The organism is Pseudomonas arcuscaelestis (assembly GCF_016881005.1).
Lineage (GTDB): Bacteria > Pseudomonadota > Gammaproteobacteria > Pseudomonadales > Pseudomonadaceae > Aquipseudomonas > Aquipseudomonas arcuscaelestis.
The window spans coordinates 204,486-227,203 of sequence record NZ_JACOPV010000008.1; the positions used below are offsets into that span (position 1 = coordinate 204,486).

Genomic DNA, 22,718 nt, shown 5'->3' on the forward strand with positions numbered 1-22,718 from the left:
TTCTTAATTTCCGCCGAGTACAGGAAGGAAGGTTGGGGCCTCTTCGGACCAGCGGCCCGGGGCAATTTGGACGCATTCTTCATGCTCTGGGATCAGCATCCCGTTAACCACACGTCCAGGAATCTTTACGCCGCATTGGATCTGGGGGGCATCCCAGGTGAACCGGTCGCGCGCGCGCATTTTGCCTTTCATGTCAGTCAGAACCTGGCTGACACCCTCGGAATATGCACGGCGCTCTAGCTCAGTCTTGGGCGCGTACATTTCCTTTGTAGGCTTCTCCTCGGTATCAACAATGGTCTCGCGGGGCTCATACTTTGATGAGCAACCAGCGGTGAGGGCGACGCACAGGAAAGCGGCAGCCTTAAACAACTTGGCCATAACGGGCTCCGAAGGGATGAGTTTTTGAAAGTTCGATGATCGCCTTCTGGCGCGCGTCGGAAGGTTCGAGTCTTAGTGTTTCCACAAGCTCTTTGGCTTTGAGCTCGCGCATGTTGTAGTCATCGGGGTGAGAGCTAGCGATCCACAAGGTCATCGGAGCCGAGAACAGCCTGAATACGCCTGAGTAGTAGAGGCTTTGACTGGTGCGCATCCGATAGAACACCTCGGAGTACATCGGCGGTAGCGATGCGAGTGAGCGCCACAGATCGATTTCCTCATCGGAAAATGCAAGCTCCTCCTTGGCCACGCGGTAATCCGACTCTGAGCAGGCGAGGAAGAAGTAGTGACTGGTGTTTTCCAGAATGCCGTCCTGGGAGTCGCCACCGCCGCTTGTTTCAGCCTTGATCAGGTTCACGAAGTCCTTAACGGTCTGGCTGATCAACAGGCAGCCAGCACCGTAACGACGTAGTTCACGATAGAAGCTGGAAAGCGCTTTGGCCGCGTTCGGGTCGGATAGGGTGGCCCAGGCCTCGTCGACCGCTACTACCTTTTTGCGGCTACGCTGCAGCTTGAATTTGCAGTACAGGTCGATCTGGCGGAAAAGGGCCAGCGTTACAACCCCGAGGGCGGGTGACTTCGACATGCGCTGTGTCTCGAGCACCGTAAAGTCGTTCTCCCAGTCGACATCGAGATATCCATCGAAGATCGCTGCGAACGGCCCGTTCCCGTAGTAAAGCGTCAGGTTCTCAGCGAGGACCTTACCCTTTTGTTCTTCGAAGTCCGTATCAATGAGGTAAGGGATGAAGTCCCTAAAGCGCGGCTCATCCATCGGCCGTGTTTCTACCCAGTCACGGTAGAAATCATCAAGGGCCTGGTAGAGAAGGGAGGTAGTGACCTTTGTCAGATTCGACTTTGTCGTTCCTGAGCCGTCGCCGGCTTCCATCATCATGATCAACATACGAGCAACGAAGAACTTCTCATCAAGCTCAGGTAGCTCGTGCCTGCCGTTCTCGTCCTTTTTGAGAGCGAATGGGTTGATACAGATAGGGTCGATAGTGCGACCAGAAACTGGCTCTACAAACGACTCAGTAGTGAGGCGGACGTAGTTGCCGTTCAACACCAAACAGAGGCTTTCGTACGAATCGCCTTTGTCGATGATCCAAACCTTAGGTCGGTACTTTACGCGTAGCGCCATCAGAAGGTTGTTGAACGTAAACGACTTGCCCGAACCGGTAGTCCCACAGATCAGTGAGTGAGCCGTGTTGACATTGTGGCCCCAGAGATCAAGGAAGATAGGCTGGCCAGCTCTGTTGTTCATCAAGATGGCCGGGTCCGCCACGCCCTGGTACTCAACAAATAGCGGTGCCATGTGCGACACGCTTTCAGTGAGATGCGGGATGCTTCGTTTGAGCATTTTCATGCTCGTCGTGCGGAAGTTGAACGGCATGCTGTTTCGAACGACAGCGTCACCCCGGAGCATTTCTTTATGGCCAATGCGCCATAGCCGGCGCTCAAGAGCCATTGCCTGGTCGTCAATGATGTCTTTGTTGAACCCCATCAGATTGATGTGGACGGACAGGTCAAAGAACTGCTCTCGGTTGCTGGCGTTTTCCGAGGACACCTTGTTACGCACTGCGTCCAAGTCGGCACGTTGGCGATCACGAGTTTCGCGGTCACCGACTCGCATAGACTCTTTAGCAGCGATCATTCGGCCGCGAATTGCTAAGCGACTTGCGACGACCACGGGACGCGGAATGCTCCAGTTCATGGTCACGAGACTTTCGGACTCGATGCCTGCCATAGCTGTCTGCAGCATGCCAGGGGTGCTGCGAATAGGTTTGCCCATAACCGATACCGGCCTGATGTAGTAGGGCACGTTACGGTCATGGATGGTCCAGCCATCGGTCTCGGTTTGTACATGCGCGAAGGTTGCGGTTGCCGCGAGGTTATCGCGTGTCTCCACAATATTCGGGTTGGATAGGGCTTCAAGAATTGGGATGTCGGCCCGGTATTTCGGTGGCTCGATCTCAAAGCTTCGCACTGGGTTCATCAGGGCATAGTGAAGGTTGAGGTAGCCTTGACCAGTCAGGACTTCAGGATTGAAGTTGTATGTGGCGAGAGCCTGCTCAATCTCAGTGCAGTGTTGGCCAAAGATCTTTGCATGGCCGTTATAGGAGCGCTCCGCCATTTTATTTGCATCGGCAAGACCTACGGCCGCTAGGCAGGCCTTGACGGTGTTGTCAAAGAATTTCCCGAAGATGTATTCGGGTTCCCACATGAAAACGATGTAGAAGTCAGAAACGTGGGGGAAGCGGCCCTCCCGGACCTCGCGTTTGATCGCTTCAGATGCTGTTGCACGCACGTCTTCGTCAGTTTCATCGCCGAGTTCCGCGAGTGCATCTGCTTTCATCTGGTTGATCGTGGCTTCTGATGCGTCACCGAAAAAACCGTTGCTCGACACTGCGGCCTTGAATTGGCGGCTCATAATCGAGCGAGCGATCTCGGCAGCAAATTCGCCTGCTTCAGGGTCAATTTGATCCTGGTAAACGCCAAGGATCGATCGGATGTCTCGGTGGGTATGGCGAATATGCTGCCCAGTGCTCCCGGCCGGGTACTTATTCAAGATGTCGGCGAAGCACCCCGTAACGTCGAACAGGCCCTCGTTGTTCAGCATCGATGCGTCAATGCCCGAGATCTTCCAGATTTTCGCAAAGCGACCATCCAGGGTATGGAAGTAGCGCCCTTGGGCTTCATACAGAAACGCATCCGACAGCAGCTGAATCGGCATTCCGCCCTGGTAGTTACGTCGACCTAAGCCTGCCAGCTCTGAGTCGAAGAGGTGCAAATTCTGCTTCTCAGCCATTGGAAGGTACCTTCTGGGTTGCGGTAATTTTTCGCGCTTCTGGATATACGGTGATCTGAGCCGTGCTTACCCGGGTTACGTACTCGGCTATGTCACGGAGCGAGTTAGGCGCTGTGTTCAGCAGTACGACCTGGTTCTGGTTGATAGCAGGGTCGAACACCGCGTCGTACCCACTTGCCGCGGAAGCGAGCTTGAGAATTTCACCCAAGGTCAGGTTCTGATTTTTGAAAATCTGAGGCCATGGAATCTGGTCAGGGGGTGGCAGCGGGCGCGTATCCAGAACGTTCGGCTTCTGGAAAATCTTCCGATACAGATCGACATCCGGCTGGCGCACGGTCAGGTCCTGACCGCTACCCAGGATCAGCTTCTCGTAGTGCTCACGAATTGCATCCTTGTGTTCCTGGGTGATCCCTTCGGCATTAACCAAAGGGGTGACCAGGAATGCGAGGCTGAGGCCGAAGCCGTTGATTAATTTGCCCAATCTGCTTCCTCCATGATCACGTAGTCCCACCGGCCGCCGTGCTTCACGCCTGTCTTCTTGTCGGCGTACGGGACCACCCAAACAGGCGCGACAACATCAGGGTTTCGGATTGGGTAGTACGGATCACTGGCACCGAGTTCAGGGCGAGCACGGAGGCCTTCGCGAAGCAGGCGGACGGTGTCCTGGCCTCCAGACGAGTTCACGGTCTCGTAGATTTGATCCATGGTCGCGCCTTTACGGAATGGCTCATCGTCAGAAGCGCAACCCGTGAGAGCCAGTGCCACAGCGGAAAGGACAAGAAATTTCTTCATGGTCGTTGGCTCGCGATTGGTTCGTGTCGCTTCGGAGATCTGGCGACGCGGAGATCGGCATGGGGAAGTGGAAGTCGTCATTACTGCCACCTCAAATCAGCGTGTCGTACATCGAAGCGTCGATGTCGAAGGGTTCGAGGGGTTTAACTACATCGATCGGCTGTGTGGTGATGAAGCGCAAACGGATGCCTGGCTCTACCAGCACGGTATCAACCGCCGCGTCTGCTTCTGCTTCAAAGCGGTCACTGATCTTTTGGAACATAGCGCCAATGCCCTGTGAAACTGCTGCTTTGGTGGCATCTCCAGTGAGTTGGCTAGTGGCGCTGGACGTTCCGTTCTGCACGGAGCTGGTATTGGTGAACTCTGCCGAACTCAGAGTCGTCGCATATGCAGCAGCTGCAGCCGCGGCGGATTGGAGGGCCAGGGTACGGCCTGAGGCCTTGTCCAGCTTCCCGTAAACGTTCGCTTCGTTATCGCGCATATCTACGATGTAACCGCTAGCTGTAACCATCTGAGCGCCACCAGAGGCATCCCAGTAGCTCATTCGCTCTACCTTGATGGTTGCTCGGCCGGTTGAGGAGGACGAGGTTCTCTCCCCCGAACACAAGCCCATCAAGTGCGCTGTACCGACATCGCGGACTACGCCATTGGGCCCGTGGAAGATGCCGTGAATTGGGAGCACAACAGGTCGTGCAGGGATCTTGTTGCCGTCGGATGCACCGGGTGCATTCGCGCCAATTGGGCAACTGACGCCGTGGAGTGTCGTGACTTCAACAAACGAGAAGCCTTCGATCGTGTATTTACCTTCGGCCTTTTTCTTTGCCGCGGCTTGCTCAGGTGTTAATGCAACGGGTTGAGCAGCGGGTTGAGCAGCCGGTTGCGGCGCGCCTTGAAAAGCTTGCTGATTGGTTGCCGGCTGCCCATACACATCGTTGAACTGAGCGTTGAGGTTCCCGTTTGCGGCGTGGGCGTTTTGGTTATTCGCGCCTGGTGCCGACATGTCGGCGAACAGGGACGATTCTGACTGGGTACCTGGGCCGCCACCGCTGTCGCCTTGGAAAGTTGTCCGGGCCTGGATTGATGGGGTCAGAACGATGTAGTTCGGTCCGTATGGGTTCGGCGGCGGTACAGGAGCGCTGGATGGGCCAGTGGCCGGCCCTAGATCAAGATCACCATCAAACGACAGGCCGCCCGAAGGCACCTTCATCCCTGGTACGTCAGGAAAGCTATTGGTTGAAGTGTCCTTCTTGTTTATCGCGGCATAGAGATCGTCCACGCCTTTCTTTCTCAGATCGGCGATCTCTTCGCTAAGCGCGCGCGTTTGAGCGTTGTTTTGCTGCTGCATCTCGCGCATCTGCTGGTCACGAGCTTTATCGCTCTTGAGCCGGTCGTTCTGTGCGCGGGCGGCATCAGCCTTCATTGCCTCAAGCTGTTTGCTGAATTGGACGAGGGCAGCATCCGCATCTTGGCCAGTGATCTGGTTAACGCCCGTAGGGCCCGCATCGATGGGGGCAGGGGCCTGCACCCCAGCTACCGGTTTTTCAGAGGATTTGGTTTCCGTCCACTTGCCAAAGAGGAACATGCCCCCACCGATGGCCGCGAAGATCCAGATAAGCTTTTTGTTCGGCCCTGATGGGCTTGGTGGGTTAGCACTCATTTGCTCTTCTCCGACACGATGAAGAGCAGCCCGCGGTGGGAGTCCCCGTAGATCTCGGAAATGTATTCAGGGGATGGGCCCAATACACGAGAGGATGGCAACATGGAAACCTGCCGGGCAATACCGATGGACTCCCGAACGGCTTTGTTTGAATAGTCGATTTGGTCGATCGCAACTTTGAATGCGGTACGACCTCGGTTGACTACTTCGTAAGTGGTGCCAGTGTATTTTGGTCCAACCAGTTGGGACTGGAGTGAGAACTCAACAGACCCTTGACGGAATACCACGCGTTGCTGTTTTGTGAGCTTTGAAAAGTTGTTCTTGCGATAGCCATTGGGTACGGTGCCGTCGAACATATAGTTCATTAGACCCTTGACATGGCCCTTACCATTCCGCTCAAGCTGAGATCGATCAACAGGAGCTTGGAGTTCAATTGATACCTGACTATCTGCGCAACCTGGGCGTGTAATCAGGTTGATCAAGTAGGATTGTCCAGAGGCCCCGTCAACAGTTACCAATCCGACGTACTGTGTGTCCAAGCTATTGAACGCGAGCTTGTTCTTGATCGGCGTTGGATACAATTCAAGTCCGTCTGGACGCTCGCGGTTGACACCCTGCAGATATGATTCTGGAAAGATCACTTCTGCACGTTGGGTGTCATTCGAGATGTATACGTCAACAGGTGAGTTTTCATACACAACAGAGCGTGGGGAACGGTTGCATTCCTCAACTGCAAAAACGGGTGTAGCAAGGACTGCGGCAACCATCGCAGCCAGAATGGTTTTTTTCACTGCGTGATCTCCTGAGTCTGCATATCGTCAGCGACGATGGCCCACTCGAAGTGTTTGGACGGCTTAACTGGCTTGAGCAAAATCTTTACGTTGAACTTGGCCTTGCCAAATACGGTGTTCAGCGTCGCGCGGTAGCGTTGGGCTTGAAACGAAACGATGTAGCCTTGGGGCGAGGTTTCATACTTGTATGGCGAAGTCCGTACGAAAACCTGCGTGATTTGCTGCTGAGCAGATTGCTTGGCAACCAGCTTCAAAGGCTCTTCCTGCACGGCCCGCAGTCGTGGCGACATCAGTCGTAATGCCTCATTCGCATTGGTGAATGAGGATTCAGGGGTGAAGTTGTAGAAGTTATCCAGGAATACAGCGGTGAACGCTGCAATATGGCGCTCAGGGATTTCATTCTCGCTGATGAAAATGCCTTCAGCGTTAGGGTAGCCATACATTACGCGCTTGCCCTGGAGCTCTACGTTAGTTCTTTGCAGCTCAATGTTTACGTTGATCAGGAATGCGATTACAGCAGACAGCACGAGCGAGACAGCGATGAATGCAACGCTGATTCTGTTCGAAGATAATTCCCCCCGGCCGAGGAGGTTAAAGTATCGAAGTGGTACCCCGTATTTCTCACTCATTCTTATGGCTCGTATCGGTTGCAATAGGTTGGGGAGGGCAGGAGTCCAACTTCTAGCCAAAGATTGGTTAAGAACCTGTTCATAAATCGGGCAATCTTTTTCATCGCTGGATACATCTCGGCAAGCTCGCCGTTTTCGAGCTGACCCATCCACACACTCAAGCGAAGTACCATGTGCCCCGGGGGGGTGTTCATAGTGAGTCGCTTGTAGAGCCACAAGCAGAAGCAACCGATCGCAAATGCATAAAACGGGTCGTCCATGAACTGGTTTGCGATCGCCATCGGGAGCATCCAGAACAGAAGGTCTTCTTTTTCGACTCCACCAAAGTTCAATGGAGAAGTTGCATATGCGTAGGTATCGCTGTCTGCTGTGGTTCTAAAGTGCATTTGTGAGCTCGTCTCGTCAGGTGGTAGCGAAGTCGGCGAAGCCAGCCCAGCTAGCTACTTGCGTGATTGCTTTCTCACCAAACAGGCAGACAAGGAAGACGCAAACGGGGATCCACCACCACTTCCCCCCCATGAAGAAGATGGAGAAGAGCAGGCAACCGATAGAGATCCAGAGACCCCAGCCGGCAGCGGTTTTCCACCAACCTTGCAAACTGGCGTTGGTGTTTTTCGTCAGGGTCGAATCCGGGCCGAACTGGCCGTTCCACGACGTATCAGCGGCGTGTGCCAACTCCGGAATGAGGAATAAGGCGGCCACGGCAAGCAGCAAAAACATGCTGACCATGAACCGCCTCATTTCCTCCAGGCGTAGTGATGGGGTGAATCCATTGACGGTCATCGTCTCAATCTCCAAGTCGAGGGGGGGTAGTGAAAAACTGACCATCAGGCGTAAGTTCCTGGTAGCGGAGGCGCTTTACCTCCGGGCTAAGAACTACGTTGATGGTTTCTTCCACGGGTCGGACCTGGCTCAGCATTCGCACCAGATCCAAACCAGGAAGGGGGTGGGAGGCCTCAGCTTTTTTCAACTCGTCTTGGGCAAGGCGAAGTGCTTGGCTCGCGCTCGATAGGTGCTCGATAGCGGCTTGGTACTTGGGGTCGCGTTGGTCGATGACGTAGGAATCACCCGCAAATTCAGAAGCCGTCGCGCTGAGCGCAACAGTCGAAATGCAGATGGCTAAAAAGATGGCTTTCATGAGGAATCTCCTTTCACTAAATAGTGGAAAGGGACTGCCCCATTTCTGAGGTTTTCAGAAAAAAAAACCCGGATTGCCCGGGTTTTCTACTCAGTTGCGAGTGGTGCGACTTGCCAGGTCGACGATCCAGCGCCGCGTGCGGTGGAACATGGCCAGGAGAATCCGCCCAAAGAACTTGAAGAGGTCTGCTGTCAAAAGGGTCAGTACGTTTTGGATGAAGGTGAAGAACATCCGGAATATGCCGCTGATGATCAGGCTTGTGACACCCCTGGTTGCCGGAAAGGCGAGGCCTACCGCGATGATGAACACCACAACACCTATGTACCCCCAGATACCAGCGCGCTGGGCGTGGAATTCCATCAGGTTCAGGATCCACGTGATTACGCCATCAAGGCTGTAATCCCAGTTCCTGATCTTCTCAAGCCAAGTCATGTTGCCCCCTAAAAAGATTCTGCATGCGAAATGTTTTTGTCAGAGATCGAGCAGTCTGCGGTTCGTTTCGGTGAAGCTCGCCCAGGCGTTGATACCTGTGCGGCCACGGGAGTGGCGCCTCGTCAGCTTCATGTCGCGGAAGTGAACGTTGGGGAAAGAGCTTCGGACCATAGGCATTCGGATGCGGTAAGTGCCGGATTTGGCAATGACAATGCCATCACCCTGATCTAGCGTCTGGAAGTCATCCGGCTGGAGGAGGTCCTCTCGCGTCGCCTTCGAACCGACGCTGCTGCTGGCGCCTGTGTTCTCGTTCGAGATGATGCCGGACTGCTCTGAACTGTGGCTTGCGCCAGAGCTCGTGCCCTGTGTTTCCTGCTCAAACTGTCTAAGTGTCGTGCCTGCGAGCTTGCATGCAAATGCTCTGGTCTCCGCATCTCGAATGTCGCAATAAATATGCGTCCAACAGTTGCCGAGTACCATTTCAACGAATGGGGCGGACTTCTGCTGAAGAAAGCCGACGCCCTGGAATGCAATGATGATCGGGACGTTTGCGCTTCGAGCGAGCTGAAATAGAGTGATCTGACCTTCTTCGGCAAACGAGCCGTATTCGTCGAAGATGGCAGGGCAGATCATCAGTGGTTTCAGCTTCTGGAGTTGAATTTCACCGATGGCCCTGGCCAGGTCCGAGATGAACAGTTTGCCCATAAGTTCCACGCCATCTTTGTCGGCGAGGGCAGACATGGAAAGTACTACTACCTCTCCGTTTAGGATGGCGTCCTTCAGGTCAACGTCAGGGTTGTACGTGTTAACGATTCTGGAGTATTCAGAGTGTGCGAAGGCCGAGAGTTTGGAGATCGCCCCCTGAAGCAGTGTCTTGAATTGTTTCCGGTTCCACTCAGCTTTCTCCTCGTCGTACCAGTAGCGCATGTAGGAGAGTAGGAATTCCTTACCATCCTTGTGAGCGTCAGAATCCGCTTCCCGGATCGTTTTGACATACCGTTGGAGCAAGTCGAAGTCAGACAGGACCGCAATGAGGTCTTTAATGTGAAACGCCGGCTCACCCGGCTGAAGCTTCATGCAGAGGATAGCGGCCGAGAGCGAGTACCGGTTAACGTCTGTCCAGAACTCTTCCTTCGAAGCGGCCTGCATTTTCATTGCGGTAGAAAGGGTAGCCCGCACGCCCCCAGCAAAGAATGGGTTGTAGGTGTGACTTATCTCCGGGAATTCGAATGTGACCAGCTTGAATTGATCGAGGCGGCCCGCAGCCTCCATCATGGCGTAAATGGCGCCTGATAAGTCAGAATCGGCCTTGGCTTCTACTAGCAGAAGGCCAGCCCCTTTTTTTATCTGTTGCTGGATGATAGCGAGAATCAGTTCGGTCTTACCGGTACCCGTCGCGGCGAGCAGCGCCATATGCCGTGTCATGATGTCATCTGACAGCATGAACGGGATCATGCTTGGATAAGCCTCGATGAGTGATTGACGCACGTCATCGGCGCTCGACACGCCTTTCTCATTCGCTACAGCGTCAACCCGCTCCTTCCACTCGACCCACGGCATCGTCTTGCCCAGGAAAGTAGAGCGTTGGAAATCGCAATCCGCGAGATCAGACTGTGTGTAGCTGCGATCCCAGACTAGTGGCGCCTCGGCTTCATTGTCACGACGGTCGAGGTACAACGTCCAAGCAGCGCAGCCAACTGCGATCGCAAGTGATAGGGGCAAAGGGAGGAAAGGGATCGCTGCACCAACAAGCGGAAGGCTCAATGCGATGCTGCGTGCCTGCTGCGTTTTGAGCTTGGCCGCATCCCGTGCGTTAAGGCGGGCAGATTTGATCGACATATGCTTACCCGGCTGAACGAAGAGTTGACGCGGCGAGCGTTTGAATCTTCTGAGATGAGAGGTGTAGCAAATGCCGATACTGTCGGGCCCTGAGCTCGGGGCTACTCACACTCCAGTAGTCGATAACCTCGTTGAGGTAGGCGCTCCCATCCTCGTGCAGCGCTGAGGCTCCGGCGTCAATGCAGGAAATTAGGTTTGCCAGGATGTTGAAGTCGTTCAATGCGGAAACGAGCATTTCGAATTCGGTTTTTTGACCTGGCCGGGTGCGTTCTGGCTGGAGGTGAATGGCGAGGAGGGCAGCAGATACTGTGTATCCCAGTACGTCCTGCCAGAAGTCTTCACGCCCAGTTGCCCGCAAGGTTTGCTTGGAAAGCCAGTTATCAAGCTGCTGTCGATTTTCCAGTTCGTGCAGGTACACGGGGCCTGGCTCAGTACTGCTCAATTTGGTCGCCATCATTTTCCATCCATTTAGAAAGCAGGGAACGAACTCGGGTGGGCTCATCGCCCGGGAAACTTTCAGCGATACCGTCCAATTCGCCTACCAGGATCAGCGACCGTTTAGCACTGTTCAGCAGGGTAGATAGGAGCTCAGCATTGAACAGACCCATGTGCTCCTTAAGCACGATGAGGATCACGAATTCATACACCCGGCCGCGGATGAATTTTGGTGTTAACACCGCTCCATGGAAGAGGTTCAGGCTGCGCTTGTGGTCCAGGACCACTGAGTTGCCGGTCCGCGGCGTCGCAACCATTTGCTCGGCCGACAACTCAGTGGCTTCGAAGATTGAGAACGCTGGGTGTTCAAGAGAAAGGGGTTGGTGCACTAACGCAGGCATACCCTTGAAGAGGGCCTTACCATGAAACTGCACCGGCTCATCTGGACCGATGAATTCGTTAGCAATAGATCGTGTAAGCCAGGTTATGGCATCTGAACCTGGTACATCGGCGTGCTGTCTGGCGACCACTGTTTTGATGTCATGAAGAGGCGAGATCTCGCATGCGTCAGACAGCTGCTGCAGCAGGACATTTACCACCGCCTGGATACTATCTCGCGGTGCTTTCAGCCAGCAGATGGGCCTGCCAGGAACAAAGCTGTCGTCAGGTTTGATCGAGCCAGACCACACGTTCTTAGCTGCCAAGCGATTTTCTGAGCGTGCCGGGAGCCAGAAACTGGCAATAAACGTACGGATCTCAGGGACCTTTGCCAACTCATCGAAAGGTTGGCCAACGTTTTGGGATGGGAGGTCTTTCGGTGCGCCGAGCATGAAGATCCGGCCTGTCGCCGGCATGGCATCCAGTAATGAATCGATCTCTTCAATACCCATTGCGTCAGTGCCTACGACAACTACTACGTCAGTAGGGATGGGGTTTGCTTTGTGTTGCTGTGGCACGCCAGTTACAGGGTCAAGCCCGATGAGCTCCGCGTAACTCAACACCTGGGCTTCATCCCCCAATCGACTGCTTAATTCCGTCACCATTTCACGGGATGCAGCTGTGATGAGCGCGTCGGTACCAAACCCATTCAGATACAGCTGAATGCCCTCCACGATCGTCAACTGGTCGTCTAGGGTCTCGCATTGCACCAGCGCCAGGCGCTCGCTCATGAGGCAGCACAGTCCAGCGGCGAGGCTTCTTGAGGCCGGCGCGCCTAACTTGAGCGGGCGCAGCAGCTTGATGGCCATATCGTCGGAAGGCACAAGGTCCTCGAGCTCATCGGCATTCAGCTTCGTCCATCCGATCGCTTTCTCAACCAATGACTTCTCAATCTCGTAGAGGTTGAAAAGCTGAAGCTTGCGATCTTCCGCACGCGCAACCTTCGCCCGGCTCAGCTCTGTCACCCCTTCCTTGATCAGGGGGAATAGGGTCTGGCGATCTAGGTTGAGTAGCTTCGATACAGCATCGATTAGTGGAACACCCTCGATGTAGCTATGGCCCAGCCAGGCCTCCCTGCGAAGCACTGCTACGATTGCGCCTTTAACCGCTGATACAGTGTCATTGGTGACCCGGAAGCGCTTAGCAAGCGACTGGGCTGTTGTGAACATCATGTCGTCGAAATGGACGTACAGTAGGTATGGGTCTTGGCGCAGAACTGTGTTCAGGTCTGTCGCGTAGCCAAGTCGACGCTGGAGTGTGGCGAGCTTTTCAGGCGGGATGCCTTCCAGGTCGATCTGTGCCAATGCAAGTTGGTGTGACCGTTCCGTTTCCCACGTTGAACCCAACACTGTGGCATCGTGCTCAGATACACCTGCTTCAACGAGGCGGCCCGGGGCGCGTTCGAGCACGTCGATGAGGTTTTCGCCGAAGTGTTGCACTGCTTTGATGGTCGCAGCGATCGGCACCCGGTTCTGAGTCAAGCTGGTGAGGTATCGGGGTAGGGTTTCCAGCGCTTTGGGCGGCATCGACGAAAATGATGCCGTATCGAAATCCCCACCTGGGAGATCTGGACTCCACTTTCCGTAGAGGATGAATTCCTCATACAGGATCGGTTGCCCGAAGCTACCAGTAGCTGTGAAGGTGGTTCCGTCTTCACGTCGAAAGGTACCAATCCCCCAGGGGCCGGATGGGTCGCGATACTGAATCGAGCTCAGGATTGCCTGCTCTCTCAGCAGCCCATCGACTGCATCGGTCACACTTGCCATGTTCATCCCTGTTCAAAAGCCCGGCCGCTGTTGACGATCCGCGAAGCGCGCTTGACTCTGCACAATGGGCGCATAGTGACAATCAGGGCTGCCTTGCGGATTTTTGCTGGCGACTCGTCGAGATGGCTTGGATATTTATAGGTGAGGGCGACCAGGTGATCGAACAGGGCCACTAACGTGACTGCCCGCAGCAGGTCGTCCCAATAAATCATGCCTTCCGGATGGGCAGGCACTGGTTCGTAATCATCGAATAGCCCTTCGACTGGTAAGCCGGCATATCGGTCGATGAGTACTTGGATCTTGCGGACTGCGGAATCTACACCGCTTGTGAATAGCGTTGAGGCGGTTTTTCGCTGGCGGATGGACTTGCACGCGAATACCGTGCTTGATCCGTCGTGGAGAAATTTGCGAAGGGTCCCGCGCACGAGTGTTCCGTAAATGACGGGGTACGACTCAGAAATCAGGGATTTAGCTTCGTTCGTATGGATTGGTTGCATTGAAGGCCTCGGGGTCTTAATTCAATAGTGGCTATGGACAGCCCCATTTTCGGCCTTTCAAAAAAATAAACCTAGAAAGTCATCTCCCGCTGACCCAAGTGACACTTCATCGCGCCTACTCTGACTGGGAATTTGTAGCCCAATTTCCTGGAGATTTCTGGATGCGATCGGCAGGCCTGGTACTTAGATCTTTTGTGCAGCCGCACTATCGGCCTCGCTGCCTGCAGTGAGCTGTCGACATGTCATTTACGTTGAGCGGGGTCGTGGCACAGCTGAGATCAGGAGACATTGGAGCCTCAATTTGAGGAGGCACAAATGCCACAACATCAGAGCGCTGCGTCAAAACAGACAGCGTCGGTACTCAAGCTGATCAAAGCCTTTATTGGGGTGATGGGAAGCAGATTCGGCTATGCAATGGCCGAGGGATCGCTGGATGCCGGTGACGAAGACCGTTACGGCCTCACATTTCATGAGAAAGGATCGCTGATTGTCTTTTACCGCGGGTGGGCAGTCGATGAGTTCATGGTGCCGGTGTGTTCAACGCACTTCCTTGCCATTCTGCGATACCTTAAATTGGCTGATGACCACCTTCCTGCCGACAAAATCGATCCCTTAATACTGGCGCTCGAGCATGCAACTCGACATGGGGAAGGGCATCTGATTAGCCAGATCACAGTCGGATATCGCCGCCGGACTGACATGCATCTCGCGTAACCAAATCGCGCGGAACGAGGCGCGGAGGGGAAGAGGTTTCACCCAAATGAAAAAGCCTCGAATCTTCGAGGCTTTATGGTCGCGAGAGCCGGGCTTTACGCAACAGCATCCTTGAGGGTCTTGCCGGGGGTGAAGACTGGTTTCTTCGAAGCGGCGATGGTGATCGCTTGTCCGGTCGAAGGGTTGCGCCCCTGCCGCTCTGCAGTTGCTTTGATGGAGAAATTACCGAAGCCGACCAGAGACACAGCGTCGCCTTGGCGCAAAGTTTGGGTGATGGTGTCCAGAACTGCGTCGACAGCACGCTGGGCGTCGGCCTTGCTCATGCCAGCTTTTTCAGCAACAGATGCTACGAATTCGCCTTTGTTCAAAATGACTCTCCTGCATTGGGTTCGACTAAGTAAGCCACGAGTATAACTACGCGTGGGGTCTAGGCGAATCCAAAATAGGGGGTCCAAATTCACCCGATCGCATAGGTGTAAACACCGGCCCCAAGAAGAAATCCGCTGGCAATGAGTGCACACGACAGTGCAGTGTCGCGATGCCCCGATCGGTTCAAAAAGAACCCTCCGAGTCCACACACCGGCAGTAACAGCAGTGCCCAAACCATCTGAGGTGTTGCGAGCCTGCCAATCAAGCTCATCCCAGGCTCTGCGGGAATCCCGACCATGCCGGATACGATGTGCATTAACAAGGCACACAGCGCCAGCACCAGTAGGAACCGATTGTGGGTATAGCGGTAGGGGCCGACTTGTACTTCGCCGGATGAGTGTTTCAGGTCAGATGCCATAATCCCTCCCATTTCAGTATAGGTAAGCAGATTAGGTCGCCACTGCCAACAGCTGAGCGGTTTGGGCTGCTTGCAGTAACTCATTCGGGAGCTTTGCTTGCTCCTCATCGTCCATGTCGTATTCAGCAGAAAACGCCTCGTAGGTGCGTGCAGCAGCAACAGCGAATGCTCCTGCAGGATCTACTGTGTTGAGGGCAGCCTGGTCTTTCTCCACGCTGCTGGTCGGCAACAAAATAACCAGCCCGTTTTCGTGAGTGGCGGTATCCCACCCAAACACTTCGACACAGCTGCGCCGGCGATACAGGAAGTTGAGGTGATCCAGAATACTTGCAGCAGCCGCACCATACGTTGCGTTGAAGTGGTCGGTGCCCGCAGAGTGTTTGCTAAAGGTCATAGGATTCTCCAGTAGTGACCCCAGCAAACATAACGAGGTGTCTCACGGCAACAAGGGCAGAATTTCGTTGATGTGTTTCGGATTGCATTCTAGTCCGCGGCCGTTACCCTCAGTTCATTCCTGTATTCGTAAGACTTGGAGTGATCACATGGTTCTGGATGCATCGACGTTGCTGGCACAGCCCGACGAAAACTACATGGACGTACACCAGCGACAATTCTTTAAAGGGCTACTCCTGGACAAGCAGCGCGAGCTTTGTGCACGCATTGTCGAACATGAACGCTCGATCTCGGTTACCGAGCGGGTTGCTGATTCATCCGACGCCGGTACCATCGAAGAAAACCGCACGCTAATGATGCGTCTCATCAAAGGGGAGCGGGAGGAGGCCCTGGCAATCAAAGCAGCCCTGGAGCGAATTGCCGACGACAGCTACGGCTGGTGCGACGACACTGGTGAGCCAATTGGCTTGCGGCGCCTGCTGGAGCGCCCTACAGCATTACGAACCACCGACTCTCAGGCACGCTTCGAGAAAATTGGCCAGCATCGCCGGGCCATGGCGGTCTAGCAGATGAGGCATGAGCCGTTCTACAGCAACTTGCCGGTTGTCCGTCGAGAAGCGATGGAGCTTGCCAGGCTTGGAAGTCTGTCAGGGATGGGGCCGCGCCAGTGGATTCGATTTAGACAATCGATCTGCTGGCTGCGAGAAGCATCAGCTTCCGTCGTTTTCAAGCACGGAGGGAGGGTGGTCAGGGAGGGTGGTACCTATGTCGACCATCGCGGCTACCTCACTGCGTTGAGCAGCGCTATTGCATCAGCAGAGCGCGAATGTGACGTCTATGGCGTGACTAAACAGTCCAGCATGACCATTAGCGTGCAGCTCACCATCACTGAAATGCCTGTGGTTTTGCGTGAAACACCCGCGTACGGCCGTGGGACCGGGAACTACTACTCCAAGGCTGAGAGCGTCGACGGCGAATGGTACATTTACTCTGAGGCCGAGATGGATGCTCTGATGAGTGCCAGAACCGCCGATGATAAGCACGCAGCGTGGCAGAACATCTCAAGATTGACGGCTTTGACGGTCCTTGAGCGTGATAACGCCTGGTCCAGTACATGCGGACTAGGTGACGTATCAACGTCTGAGCTCGCCGATACCTGTGAGCGTTGAAGTCAGCTGCCGGCGACAAACCTAAGGAAGCAATGATGTTGAAAATGAATGGTGCTATTTCGGCAGTATTAACGGTGCTCGTAGTGACTGCCCCAACTACCGCCAGTGCAGATGATGCTCAGAAAGCTATGTCGAGAAGCTTCCTGATGCACTCAAATACTGACACTGAGACATGCTTTCTGGTCAAGCAGCGGCTTGCAGCCATCGAAAAATCTTCTGACGAACAAGGCCACGTAGCCAGCATTCCACTTATCGAATCACGCATGATAGAAGCGCCGTGTACTAGCCAAGCCTTTCCTTACGAGGAATCCCCAGGGTTGAGGTCCGATAGCCGAATCACTGCCAAGGTGGTTCCTTGGAGAGATGGTGTCTTGGAGCTAGGGGGATCGAGGTAAGGCGTTATGCTGAATGCGTAACGTCTATGCGTGCCGCCCTCTTACGGGCGGCATTTTTGTTTGGCTAGTCGCGCGGTTGCGGTTTGCTTTCTATCAAAGGTTCACCCTTCTCAGCGTCATTGACTGGTACCGCCGCCAGGCGACCGTCTACTACCTGGCAAGTGCCAATGAACATACGACCACCAGCCATTGAGTACTCAGCCTGCTCACCTTCAGAAAGGCCGTCACAGGCTTGGTAATCAATGGTGGTTGGCTTTGCCTGGAGAGGGCGATTCCCGGGCACCTCGCCAGCTCCTGCAGGGGACGCAAAGCAAGTAAGTGCAGCGAACAGCGCTGCCCAATGAGGTAACTTCATAACGGAGCCTTCTACGGTGATGCCCTCAACTCCTACCGCGCTCAGCCGGCGCACATGACCTGAGGGTTTGGAAGTGTGTTAGATGCCCATTTTACCGAGATGAAGTTGTTACGCACCTCGAAACCGGGGGGCGAAATCCCCTTCACTCAGGGACGGATAAGCGCCAAAAAGTTTTCGCATGCGGAAGTATTGTGCCTCTGAACGACGCACGGGCAGGTGGGCCGGCACCCAAAAACCGACATAACGAAATCGCCACGATTCTCGCCTGCACTCAAGGAACCCTAAGCCAACCTCCCGGGCAATTGTCCGCCCGCTAGGATTTCATGTGGCTATTTTGGCTTGGCGTTCCCACATATCTCAGTACCCTATGCGGATCATGAATGTTCAGCAAGGGGACCGGTATGCTCGATGATTTCGAAGACATTGCTCATGAGATCGGCATCTCAATACCCAATGACTTGGGGCGACTGATTGCGCTCAGCGCAGAATCTAACCGAGAAGCGAGTGCAGTACCGCTTGCGACCATCTACGACTTCGCGTTCATAGATGCCGGCGACTCTGAACGCATGCTCGAAGACTGGCTGGGGCGGAACAAACAGCGCGGGGCCGAGTACACGCTGCTTCCGTTTGGGCAGTCTGGAGGTGGCGACGCCTATTGTTTTGTCGTCTTCGAAGATGGCGATGAAGGTATTGCCAAGGTAATGCACGACCAGGAGGACGCCACCCTGGAATTCCCATCCGTTTCTCACTGGATCACTCGCGAATACATCAAGCAGTGTGAGAACCTCGAGGACCTGGCCTGCGAGCCTCCTGAGGGCATTGAGCGCATGAAGTCCGAGGTGGCGCTGGTTGGTGCCGTGTTACTGCCAGAGCACCGTGAGCTGTTGCATGGTCTCCTTGACGCAGATGTTGTGACCCGGCCGTATCAGGCAGGCCGGAAAGCTCAAGTTCGGCGTGTGAGGTCACTGATCTCCCAAGAGGCTTCCGAGGCCCTCTACCAATCGCTGATGAGCGACGACCCAATCGAGTTTGTAGTCGTACTTGAGTGGGAAGACTAGGTTTCAACTTTTAAATGAGGAACGCGGATGTCTCAGATTGGATATGAGTATGCTGCTGGCGAGATCGTTGCAGGAGTAGATGAGGTGGGGCGTGGTCCGCTCTGCGGTGATGTGGTTACAGCTGCAGTAATCCTGGATCCTGCCCGTCCTATTGCCGGGTTGAACGATTCCAAAAAACTGAGCGACAAGAAGCGGGAGCTGCTTTTCGATGAGATCTGCGAGAAAGTATTGGCATGGTCGATCGGTCGCGCTTCGGTACAAGAAATCGATGAAGTCAATATCCTGAATGCAACGTTGCTAGCAATGCAGCGTGCCGTAGAAGGGCTGGCCATTGTCCCGACGCTGGCGCTAATCGATGGAAACCGTTGTCCTGTCCTCCCTATGCGAGCGGAAGCGATCATCAAAGGTGACGGCCTGATTTCGGAAATCTCAGCTGCAAGTATCCTTGCAAAGGTGATTCGCGACCGCGAAATGGTAGAGGCGGAGGCACTGTACCCAGGGTATGGGTTTGCTGGTCACAAAGGTTACCCGTCCGCCGTTCATCTCGAGGCCCTTGGTCGACTTGGTGTTACACCAATTCACAGGAGGAGTTATGCGCCGGTTAAGCGAATCCTGGACAGTGTCGAGGGTCGTACAAACTAGGGTATCCAGCGTGCTCGGTTGACCGTTTGATTGCAGGCCCAGGTATTGGGCCTTTGTATCTGGTGCGCTCGCCTGTTTCAGAGTAGCGCCTTCCAGTCAGCTTCCGCCTGCGCCAATTTGTTTGCAGCAATCTGTACGGCCTGGCCGTGCCGCCGCAAAGCTTTGTCGCGCAATACAGCACCCTGTTGCAGGTCCTTCAGGCCCTGCTGCATAAGTGCCTGAATCTCAGTAGCTCTTGTCTGAATAGCCCGCTTTACAGCTGAGCTATCTGCAGGGGTTATTGCCGTGGCCGGATTGAACCTGAAATTACGCTCATGACCAGCTCGCCATTCGACCAGTACGCGTGTGAGGCTTTCGCCAAAGCCTTTCACCTGCCGGATTCGGCCCGCATCAACTTCTGCGGCAGTCTCGATACCGAAGGATTGGAGCGCAGCACGCTTTGCGGGCCCAAGGGCGGGTAGGAAAGCTTTCTCGATGTAATAGCGCTCTAGGAAGGCTGTTCGCTGTCGCTTTTCAGCGTTACTTCTTAATTTCGCGAACTCTTTTTGTTCTCTGGTTGCTAAACCGTCTAGCTCCAGCTTGAGGCGATGGAGCAGCTCTCGTTTGGCTGCGGTCTGCTCGCCACCATCCTCACGCCGAAGCAACGTAACGGCAGCCTCATAATTGCGTCGGGCAAGCTCCCGCGCTTCTTCCCGTCGCTTCTGTTCTTCCAGCTTTGCGTTGGCACCGAACAGTACGAGGCCGATCCAAGTTAACCCAATCAAGGTGAAGTACAGCAACGAAATACCGCCAAACACTGCCCAAATGGCAAGAGTCACTGCGGTTATACCCAGGCCCAGGTACCGTTTCGCGGTTGTGCTGTATACACCCAACGGGAGCGGTTCTGGCTCGGGGTTGGGCTGGCTGGCTGGCGGTATCCTGAGCTCGGACATGGCCGGCACTTTGCAGATAGCTGCCCAGATGTCTTCTACCCTGACTTGCGCACCGCCAGCATCAGCTCCCGGGGAGTAAACTGGTGCGTTTACAAAATAGACCACACCCTTGCGTTCCAATTCACACCAAGGGCACGCATTGAGATGAGCAGGGTAGGTATGCATTTTCGACTGCACACAAGGTCGAAGTGCTGTACGCATCTCGTCCAGCTCTTCGAGCCATTGCTGGGCGGTTGGTCGGCCAGCACTAACGCCAGATTTGGTGAACGCTTGTTCGAACATGGCGACGACAGAGGGGGGGAGGGTCGTTATCGGCAGTGAGTTCGGGGGAGGCAGTAGCAGGCGTTGTCGATCCGAATTGCTATAGGCAAATCTGCAGGCAGTGATGTTTTCCTCGATCGTCTCGCCAACCCCTTCCTGTTGCGGTACGCCGGCGAAAGGGTGTCGCCCTCCCATTAGGAGGTGCCAGATCAATAGACTCAGGCCGAAGTTGTCATGATTGGGCGTGCGCGTTACCCCTCGGAAGCTCGCACCTTGCAACTCAGGCGGAGTGTAGGTGCTTACTCCTACCTCACACAGGTGAAGCGAGTTCCCGTCATGCAACTGGTAGCTGTCAGTGTCAATGAGCTTCACTGTGGCCTTCTGGCCAAGGTAAAGGTTTCCATGGTTCACATCGCCGACAACGAAGCCTCTCTCATGAAGCACAGTGAAGGCCGCGGCAGTGTTCCGGGCGGCGACCAAGAGGAAATCCCAACCACGTTGTGGGAACTCTTGTTTGCGCTGCGCCGGACTGTACAGAGATTGAATCGGCTTCATGCCGCCGACCTTCTCCATTGTGAAGCCAATAACCGTACCACCGGCGCGCTCGTGAAGAGTAGCTAGCGGCCAGGCCGCATACTTCAGCAACTGTGCATCGTGGGCACCGGTCATGTGTGTGAGCTTGATCTGCTTCTCGCGATCAATTGGAGCGTGGTAGATCTTGGCTACGCTGTCCCGGCTTCCTTTCAGCGTGAACACCGAGCCTTCACCACCCTTACCCAGTTCCTCCACTAGGTCGACAGGCCGCCCGTCGGCCGTATAAAGCCTACGCGACATCTCAGGCCCTCAGGACGGCAATGGCTAGGGACTTGTCGTCATCAGTGCGCTCATTGACCCTGGTGCTCCCCAGGAAGCTTTCAAGGGCGCCGCTGATCTGTGGCCGAGTTACTTCGTTAAGGCCTGCAACCTTGCGGAAGATTGGTTCGAAGAAGGGGACGTGTGGTTCACCTCTGGCCATATCAAGTGCGAGCCGTTGCAAGCCATCTGAGAACGCTGCTACTGCTTTCACACCCGCCGGGTAAATGCGGCACTGGAGATTCTTGAGGGCGTCAGCGTCTGTGCAAAAATGGGTCATGTTGGCGTATTCACCATTCTTGGGCTCAAGGGCAAGCTCAAGGCCGTGCCCGGCGTCCAGGACAATCCCGCCGTCACCAATCTGGAAAACAATGGTGCCAGCCGCTGAGCAAATGGCTCCCAGAAAGGTACAAGCGAAGGAGCGGGTAGGCAGCCCACTCCCTTCTGCTGCGAAGGCGATCGCTTGGCGAATGTCGCTAATGATCTGTACCGCCAGGCTTTCATCGAGTGAGAACTCGGCGAGATGCATGAGCTGTGCAATCGATTCATTCGCGGTGTTGATAGCCAGCTCCGCGCCCAATTCACTGTGTTGAGCGCTGCCGGCGCCGTCGGCGACAAAGACCGCTACCCATTTAGTGCCAGATTGGTCAAAGACTCGAGAGGAGCAGCGATCTTGGCAAACTCCGTCACGCTCTACGTGCGCTGTCCCGATTGCCGCAGCGCTGGCGCATTCCCACGACATCACACACTGGCCCAGCCAGTAGGAGCGATGAGTGCAACCTCGGTACCAGGAGTTGAATTCGAGACGGACTTCATTGACGCAGAGAGCCACTGGAACAGCTCTCGGAACTTCAGTCCCTGGAGCTTAAGAGGGCTGCGTACGCTGATCTGAGCCATGACTTCCATGTTGGCCCCTTCAATACCAACCGCGAAGAATGCGAATTTTTTGGAGTGCTCACCTTCATGTACAAGCGCAGCGGCTTGTTTCCATGCGTCAGTTGGCCCGCCGTCAGAAATGAGGAAGACCCATGGGCGCATTCTAGGTACCCCGTTGATTCTGTAGGCCTCTTTGCGAGCCTCAAGCATATCCAGGCCGGTGCAAATTGCCTCGCCCATCGGGGTGTCGCCTCGTGCGTGCAGTACCGGAGGCATGAACGAACCAGCCGTGATGAAGGGAGTGTGAACCTCGACCGGGCCGAAGGTAACGATGCCCACTTCGACACGCTGCATTGCAAGGGAGTCTGCGGCTAACTCATCCTTGAACTGAACGAGCCCGTCATTGAGAGCTTCAAGGGGAGCACCGGTCATACTCTGCGAAACATCCAGGAGAAGCAAAAGGGGAACCCGTGGTTCAGGATTATCAGCGAAGGAATCGACGTCCGCGAAGTCAATTTGATGTGTCATGTAATACGTCCTGGCAAGTAACAGCGGCAGTGCAGGGTGGAACCAACAGACGCCATACTTGCTCTGTTGGCTTGTCCTCTATTTACGTGACAAGGGTACTT

Annotated in this window: 27 protein-coding genes; 6 read left to right on the plus strand and 21 right to left on the minus strand. The window is 54.9% G+C overall.

Annotation, left to right across the window (positions count from 1 at the left end; all coding sequences use genetic code 11):
• Positions 1 to 3: 3 nt before the first annotated feature.
• From H8F21_RS14565 to H8F21_RS14635, 15 genes are all read right to left on the minus strand, one after another.
• The gene (locus H8F21_RS14565) at positions 4 to 378 is read right to left on the minus strand and encodes an outer membrane protein assembly factor BamD (protein ID WP_203584718.1); all 375 of its coding nucleotides are present in this window, start codon (positions 376 to 378) and stop codon (positions 4 to 6) included.
• On the minus strand, positions 362 to 3,241 hold the full coding sequence (locus H8F21_RS14570) for a VirB4 family type IV secretion system protein (RefSeq protein WP_203584719.1): 2,880 nt from the start codon (positions 3,239 to 3,241) through the stop codon (positions 362 to 364). Before H8F21_RS14570 ends, H8F21_RS14565 begins: the two co-directional genes overlap by 17 nt.
• On the minus strand, positions 3,234 to 3,722 hold the full coding sequence (locus H8F21_RS14575; protein WP_203584720.1) for a hypothetical protein: 489 nt from the start codon (positions 3,720 to 3,722) through the stop codon (positions 3,234 to 3,236). Before H8F21_RS14575 ends, H8F21_RS14570 begins: the two co-directional genes overlap by 8 nt.
• Positions 3,710 to 4,033 carry a TraV family lipoprotein gene (locus H8F21_RS14580; RefSeq protein ID WP_203584721.1) on the minus strand — a complete coding sequence of 108 codons (324 nt, stop codon included), beginning with the start codon at positions 4,031 to 4,033 and terminating at the stop codon, positions 3,710 to 3,712. Before H8F21_RS14580 ends, H8F21_RS14575 begins: the two co-directional genes overlap by 13 nt.
• Before the next feature lie 91 nt (positions 4,034 to 4,124).
• Positions 4,125 to 5,690 (minus strand): TraB/TrbI/VirB10 family type IV secretion system protein, encoded by a 1,566-nt coding sequence (locus H8F21_RS14585; protein WP_203584722.1) that lies wholly within the window; start codon positions 5,688 to 5,690, stop codon positions 4,125 to 4,127.
• Complete coding sequence (locus H8F21_RS14590) at positions 5,687 to 6,481, minus strand: hypothetical protein (protein WP_203584723.1); 795 nt, start codon at positions 6,479 to 6,481, stop codon at positions 5,687 to 5,689. Before H8F21_RS14590 ends, H8F21_RS14585 begins: the two co-directional genes overlap by 4 nt.
• Complete coding sequence (locus H8F21_RS14595) at positions 6,478 to 7,110, minus strand: hypothetical protein (RefSeq protein ID WP_203584724.1); 633 nt, start codon at positions 7,108 to 7,110, stop codon at positions 6,478 to 6,480. The genes H8F21_RS14590 and H8F21_RS14595 overlap by 4 nt, the downstream gene beginning before the upstream one ends.
• A 2-nt stretch (positions 7,111 to 7,112) precedes the next feature.
• The gene (locus tag H8F21_RS14600) at positions 7,113 to 7,496 is read right to left on the minus strand and encodes a hypothetical protein (RefSeq protein WP_203584725.1); all 384 of its coding nucleotides are present in this window, start codon (positions 7,494 to 7,496) and stop codon (positions 7,113 to 7,115) included.
• 16 nt (positions 7,497 to 7,512) lie between these two features.
• On the minus strand, positions 7,513 to 7,893 hold the full coding sequence (locus tag H8F21_RS14605; RefSeq protein WP_203584726.1) for a hypothetical protein: 381 nt from the start codon (positions 7,891 to 7,893) through the stop codon (positions 7,513 to 7,515).
• Positions 7,894 to 7,897: 4 nt separating this feature from the next.
• Complete coding sequence (locus H8F21_RS14610) at positions 7,898 to 8,248, minus strand: hypothetical protein (RefSeq protein ID WP_203584727.1); 351 nt, start codon at positions 8,246 to 8,248, stop codon at positions 7,898 to 7,900.
• A 90-nt stretch (positions 8,249 to 8,338) separates the two neighbouring features.
• On the minus strand, positions 8,339 to 8,680 hold the full coding sequence (locus H8F21_RS14615) for a hypothetical protein (RefSeq protein WP_203584728.1): 342 nt from the start codon (positions 8,678 to 8,680) through the stop codon (positions 8,339 to 8,341).
• 39 nt (positions 8,681 to 8,719) lie between these two features.
• On the minus strand, positions 8,720 to 10,519 hold the full coding sequence (locus H8F21_RS14620; RefSeq protein WP_203584729.1) for a type IV secretory system conjugative DNA transfer family protein: 1,800 nt from the start codon (positions 10,517 to 10,519) through the stop codon (positions 8,720 to 8,722).
• Between the two features lie 4 nt (positions 10,520 to 10,523).
• A complete protein-coding gene (locus H8F21_RS14625; protein ID WP_203584730.1) occupies positions 10,524 to 10,976 on the minus strand; it encodes a hypothetical protein in 453 nt (150 codons plus the stop codon).
• Positions 10,948 to 13,158 (minus strand): helix-hairpin-helix domain-containing protein, encoded by a 2,211-nt coding sequence (locus tag H8F21_RS14630; RefSeq protein WP_236043028.1) that lies wholly within the window; start codon positions 13,156 to 13,158, stop codon positions 10,948 to 10,950. The genes H8F21_RS14625 and H8F21_RS14630 overlap by 29 nt, the downstream gene beginning before the upstream one ends.
• A 2-nt stretch (positions 13,159 to 13,160) precedes the next feature.
• Positions 13,161 to 13,655 carry a hypothetical protein gene (locus tag H8F21_RS14635; protein WP_203584732.1) on the minus strand — a complete coding sequence of 165 codons (495 nt, stop codon included), beginning with the start codon at positions 13,653 to 13,655 and terminating at the stop codon, positions 13,161 to 13,163.
• Positions 13,656 to 13,970: 315 nt separating this feature from the next.
• On the opposite strand from H8F21_RS14635, the gene H8F21_RS14640 reads away from it, so the two are divergent.
• Positions 13,971 to 14,369, plus strand: coding sequence for a hypothetical protein (locus H8F21_RS14640; protein ID WP_203584733.1), 399 nt, complete (start codon positions 13,971 to 13,973; stop codon positions 14,367 to 14,369).
• Between the two features lie 95 nt (positions 14,370 to 14,464).
• Here the strand turns inward: H8F21_RS14640 and H8F21_RS14645 are convergent, their stop codons facing one another.
• The 3 genes from H8F21_RS14645 to H8F21_RS14655 form a co-directional block, all read right to left on the minus strand.
• Positions 14,465 to 14,737 (minus strand): HU family DNA-binding protein, encoded by a 273-nt coding sequence (locus tag H8F21_RS14645; protein ID WP_203584734.1) that lies wholly within the window; start codon positions 14,735 to 14,737, stop codon positions 14,465 to 14,467.
• 89 nt (positions 14,738 to 14,826) lie between these two features.
• Positions 14,827 to 15,156 carry a hypothetical protein gene (locus H8F21_RS14650; protein WP_203584735.1) on the minus strand — a complete coding sequence of 110 codons (330 nt, stop codon included), beginning with the start codon at positions 15,154 to 15,156 and terminating at the stop codon, positions 14,827 to 14,829.
• A 31-nt stretch (positions 15,157 to 15,187) separates the two neighbouring features.
• Positions 15,188 to 15,550: a hypothetical protein gene (locus H8F21_RS14655; protein ID WP_203584736.1), complete on the minus strand. Its 363-nt coding sequence runs from the start codon at positions 15,548 to 15,550 to the stop codon at positions 15,188 to 15,190.
• A 148-nt stretch (positions 15,551 to 15,698) separates the two neighbouring features.
• Here H8F21_RS14655 and H8F21_RS14660 point away from each other — a divergent pair, with 148 nt between their 5' ends.
• The 5 genes from H8F21_RS14660 to rnhB all read left to right on the plus strand — a co-directional run bounded on the left by H8F21_RS14660 (position 15,699) and on the right by rnhB (position 19,168).
• Positions 15,699 to 16,115, plus strand: a complete 417-nt coding sequence (locus H8F21_RS14660; protein ID WP_203584737.1) for a TraR/DksA family transcriptional regulator — start codon at positions 15,699 to 15,701, stop codon at positions 16,113 to 16,115.
• A 3-nt stretch (positions 16,116 to 16,118) separates the two neighbouring features.
• Positions 16,119 to 16,718, plus strand: coding sequence for a hypothetical protein (locus H8F21_RS14665; protein WP_203584738.1), 600 nt, complete (start codon positions 16,119 to 16,121; stop codon positions 16,716 to 16,718).
• Positions 16,719 to 17,126: 408 nt separating this feature from the next.
• Complete coding sequence (locus H8F21_RS14670) at positions 17,127 to 17,306, plus strand: hypothetical protein (RefSeq protein ID WP_203584739.1); 180 nt, start codon at positions 17,127 to 17,129, stop codon at positions 17,304 to 17,306.
• A 542-nt stretch (positions 17,307 to 17,848) separates the two neighbouring features.
• Positions 17,849 to 18,526, plus strand: a complete 678-nt coding sequence (locus tag H8F21_RS14675; RefSeq protein WP_203584740.1) for an SMI1/KNR4 family protein — start codon at positions 17,849 to 17,851, stop codon at positions 18,524 to 18,526.
• A gap of 27 nt (positions 18,527 to 18,553) precedes the next feature.
• Positions 18,554 to 19,168, plus strand: a complete 615-nt coding sequence (gene rnhB / locus H8F21_RS14680; protein ID WP_203584741.1) for a ribonuclease HII — start codon at positions 18,554 to 18,556, stop codon at positions 19,166 to 19,168.
• Positions 19,169 to 19,245: 77 nt separating this feature from the next.
• On the opposite strand, the gene H8F21_RS14685 is transcribed toward rnhB, so the two are convergent.
• The 3 genes from H8F21_RS14685 to H8F21_RS14695 all read right to left on the minus strand — a co-directional run bounded on the left by H8F21_RS14685 (position 19,246) and on the right by H8F21_RS14695 (position 22,617).
• Positions 19,246 to 21,117 carry a hypothetical protein gene (locus H8F21_RS14685; RefSeq protein WP_203584742.1) on the minus strand — a complete coding sequence of 624 codons (1,872 nt, stop codon included), beginning with the start codon at positions 21,115 to 21,117 and terminating at the stop codon, positions 19,246 to 19,248.
• Between the two features lie 79 nt (positions 21,118 to 21,196).
• Complete coding sequence (locus H8F21_RS14690) at positions 21,197 to 21,955, minus strand: PP2C family serine/threonine-protein phosphatase (protein WP_203584743.1); 759 nt, start codon at positions 21,953 to 21,955, stop codon at positions 21,197 to 21,199.
• Positions 21,955 to 22,617 (minus strand): vWA domain-containing protein, encoded by a 663-nt coding sequence (locus H8F21_RS14695; RefSeq protein ID WP_203584744.1) that lies wholly within the window; start codon positions 22,615 to 22,617, stop codon positions 21,955 to 21,957. The genes H8F21_RS14690 and H8F21_RS14695 overlap by 1 nt, the downstream gene beginning before the upstream one ends.
• Positions 22,618 to 22,718: the final 101 nt, after the last annotated feature.